This is a genomic window from Roseomonas sp. 18066, assembly GCF_902706185.1.
In the GTDB taxonomy this organism is placed as follows: domain Bacteria; phylum Pseudomonadota; class Alphaproteobacteria; order Acetobacterales; family Acetobacteraceae; genus Pseudoroseomonas.
The window spans coordinates 1-3608 of the sequence record NZ_CACSJM010000271.1 but is presented as its reverse complement, the minus strand read 5'-3'; the positions used below and the strand labels follow the sequence as shown (position 1 = coordinate 3608).

General features: G+C 67.0%; 4 protein-coding genes. 3 read left to right on the top strand and 1 reads right to left on the bottom strand.

All coding sequences use genetic code 11. From position 1 onward, the window contains the following. Positions 1-182: 182 nt before the first annotated feature. Positions 183-668: an Lrp/AsnC family transcriptional regulator gene (locus tag GVN67_RS28425; protein ID WP_160000668.1), complete on the bottom strand. Its 486-nt coding sequence runs from the start codon at positions 666-668 to the stop codon at positions 183-185. Between the two features lie 137 nt (positions 669-805). On the opposite strand from GVN67_RS28425, the gene trxB reads away from it, so the two are divergent. From trxB to GVN67_RS28410, 3 genes are all read left to right on the top strand, one after another. Continuing rightward, on the top strand, positions 806-1780 hold the full coding sequence (gene trxB / locus GVN67_RS28420) for a thioredoxin-disulfide reductase (protein WP_160000667.1): 975 nt from the start codon (positions 806-808) through the stop codon (positions 1778-1780). 4 nt (positions 1781-1784) lie between these two features. After that, the gene (locus tag GVN67_RS28415; protein WP_160000666.1) at positions 1785-2684 is read left to right on the top strand and encodes a LysR family transcriptional regulator; all 900 of its coding nucleotides are present in this window, start codon (positions 1785-1787) and stop codon (positions 2682-2684) included. 346 nt (positions 2685-3030) lie between these two features. Next, positions 3031-3486: a translation initiation factor 2 gene (locus GVN67_RS28410; RefSeq protein WP_160000665.1), complete on the top strand. Its 456-nt coding sequence runs from the start codon at positions 3031-3033 to the stop codon at positions 3484-3486. The last annotated feature ends 122 nt before the right edge of the window (positions 3487-3608 follow it).

Below are 3608 nucleotides of genomic sequence, written 5' to 3'. Positions count from 1 at the left end.
TTCGATGGAACGACGGAGCGTGACCCTCGCTTCTTTACGGGCTCGATCGCCCCAAGGGGTTCCGGGCTACGCTCCGCCACCGCTCCGGACACTCTAGCAACGACCGAGCGCGATGGCGCCAAGTTACAAGGGGTCCAGGGGAATTCATTCCCCTGGCCTGCCCCTTATCTTGGTCTGGCCCCTTACCGGGACCCATCCAGAGGCACCCCAGGCACATCCTTGGCGGTATGGATGGTCTGCAGGGTGCTGACCCGCCCGACATTGGGCGCCGAGGTCAGGCGGTTGGTCAGGGCGTTCTCGTGGGCGGTGTCGCGGGCCACCAGGCGGAGCAGGAAATCGCCGCCGCCGCGGATCATGTGGCATTCGCGCACTTCCGGCCAGGACATCACGTCCTGCTCGAAGGCGGAGAGGACGGCGTGCTTCTGGGACTCGAGGCCGACCAGGGCGAAGAAGGTGATTTCCCAGCCCAGCGCCACCGGGTCGATATCGGCGTGGTAGCCGCGGATGATCCCGGCTTCTTCCAGCCGGCGGACCCGGCGCAGGCAGGGGGGCGCGGAGAGCTCCACCCGTCGTGCCAGCTCCACATTGGTCATCCGGCCGTCTTCCTGCAGCTCCGCCAGGATCTGCCGGTCCACCGCATCCAGATTGTCGGTCGTTTCGGGCTTCATCGGAACCGTTTCGTTGCTCGCGCGGCGTTCAAGGCGCAATATCCTTGCACGAGCCACTCTGTTCAAGGCATCGGCTTGCGGGAAACGCCGATCTTTCCGATATCCTGCCCGACCAGAGCGTTTTCAGGACCAAGCCCTTGCCCGAACTGCACCGCACCCGCCTGTTGATCCTCGGTGCCGGCCCTGCCGGGTATACGGCCGCGATCTATGCGGCGCGTGCCGGCCTGTCGCCCTTGATCGTCGCCGGCATGCAGCCTGGCGGCCAGCTGACCATCACCACGGAGGTCGAGAACTATCCCGGCTTCGCCCAGCCCGTGCAGGGCCCCTGGCTGATGGAGCAGATGCGCGAGCAGGCCGAGCATGTCGGCGCCAAGCTCCACTACGACCTGATCACCAGCATCGACCTGTCGCAGCGGCCCTTCATCGCCCTGGGCGATTCGGGCGACCGCTACGAGGCCGAGGCGGTGGTGATCGCCACCGGCGCCCAGGCCAAGTGGCTGGGCATCCCGGGCGAGAAGGAGCTCTCCGGCTTCGGCGTCTCGGCCTGCGCCACCTGCGACGGGTTCTTCTACCGCGCCAAGCATGTCGCGGTGATCGGCGGCGGCAATTCCGCGGTGGAGGAGGCGCTGTACCTGTCCAACCTCGCCGCCCAGGTGACGCTGATCCATCGGCGCGACAGCCTGCGCGCCGAGCGGATCCTGCAAGAACGGCTCTTCGCCAAGCCCAATGTCACGATCCTGTGGAATACTCTTACCGAATCGGTGCTGGCGGACAGCAGCGGCCGGACGCCGGTTGCGCGCGGGCTGGCCCTGCGCGACCGTCAGACCGGCGAGGCGCGGGAGCTGGCGGTGGATGGCGTGTTCGTCGCCATCGGCCATGCCCCGGCCACCAGCCTGTTCAAGGGGCAGTTGGAGATGGATGCGGAGGGCTACCTGGTGACGGCACCCGATTCGACGCGGACCAGCCTGGAGGGCGTCTACGCCGCCGGCGATGTGCAGGACCGCATCTACCGACAGGCGGTCACCGCCGCCGGCACCGGTTGCATGGCCGCGCTGGAGGCCGAGAAATTCCTGGCCCTGCACGAGCCCGCCACCCAAGAACAGGCAGCCTGACGCCATGCCCCTCGACTGGGACAAGCTCCGCGTCTTCCACGCGGTCGCCGAGGCCGGCAGCTTCACGCATGCCGGCGAATCCCTCAACCTCAGCCAGTCCGCCGTCTCGCGGCAGATCCAGGCGCTGGAGGAGGCGCTGCAGGTTCCGCTGTTCCACCGCCATGCGCGCGGCCTGATCCTGACCGAGCAGGGGGAGACGCTGAACCGCACGGTGCGGGAGGTCTTCGCCAAGCTGGCCATGACCGAGGCGCTGCTGACGGAAAGCCGCGAGCGCGCCGCCGGCCGGCTGAAGGTGACCACCACCACCGGCTTCGGCACCACCTGGCTGGCGCCCCGGCTGCGCAAGTTCATGGGGCTGCATGGCGACGTCACCGTCACTCTGCTGCTGGACGATGCCGACCTGGACCTGGCCATGCGCGAGGCCGATGTGGCCATCCGCATGCATCCGCCGAAGCAGCCGGACCTGATCCAGCGGCATGTGGCGACCTTCGGCTGGCGCATCGTGGGCTCGCCCGAATACCTCAAGGGCGCCGGCATGCCGCAGCGTGCCGAGGACCTCGATGCGCACCGGCTGATCGTCTATGGCGACTATCGCCCGCCGGTCGAGAGCATCAACTGGCTGCTGGAAGCCGGCCGTCGCCCCGGCAGCCCGCGCCGCGCCGCGGTCGAGGTGAACTCGCTGCCGGCCATGCTGCATGCGGTGCGCTCCGGCCTCGGCATCGCCGCCCTCCCCGACTACATGGGCGACGACCTGCGCGACCTGGTGCCGGTGCTGGCCGACCTGAAATCGCCGCGGATCGACGCCTATTTCGTCTATCCGGAGGAGATGCGGCATTCCAAGCGCGTCGGCGTCTTCCGCGACTTCCTGGTCTCGGAGCTGGCGGCGCTGCATCACTCCAGCTGAATCGAAAATTTCACCATGCATGGGTCGCATGGGTGATGGGCGGTTTTGCGCCTACGCGCATGCCCCAGGGAGGACTAAGTAGGAGTCATCCGGCGACTAGGTCGGAAAGGGTCTCAGGATCCTTCGTCTCCCAGACGTGAAGCCTCCCTGTATGACTTGGCCGCTGCCCTCGGGCTGGCGGCCTTTTTTTTGGCCGGGCGACAGGAAGCACTGCGTCTTTCCGGCAACACCGCTCACGTCTCCGTGAAATTTACGGCAAGCCAGACTGGTCACGAAACCGTGACAATGCCATCATTTCGGCGTCGTCATGGAGAGATTGATGCGCCTTCTTGCTGCCCTTGGGCTGATGGTCACGCTGGCCGGCTGCTCGTCCATCGTGGACGGCACCACGCAGAACATCCTGGTCAATACCAATCCCGCCGGCGCCACCTGCGGCCTTTATCGGGAAAACCTGAATATCGGCACCATTCCGGCGACGCCGGGCTCGATCCTGGTGCAGAAGAGCAAGCACGACATCACCATTCTCTGCGTGATGAACGGCTATCAGCAGGCCTCGCACTTCAACAAGTCCGGTGTTGCCGGCGCGACGGTGGGCAATATTCTGCTCGGCGGCGGCATTGGCTGGGCGATCGACAGCATGTCGGGCGCTGACAACAAGTATGACACGCCGGTCAATGTGACGATGGTGCCGGTGCAGCCGGGCAGCGTTGCCGCCCCCGCTGTGCTGCCGCCCAGCCTGACCGCCGCGCAGCAGCCGGTGGCGACCGCCGCCGCCGCCATTCCTGCCCCGGCGACGCCGTAAGGCTGCGCTGGATGCATGGCGGCCTCAGGCCGCCATGCGCTGACGAGGGGCTGCGAGAAACCCCGCGGGTGGTTGCAGCCCTCTCGACCCTTTGAGCCCCCCTGGCCTTTCCACCCCCTGCC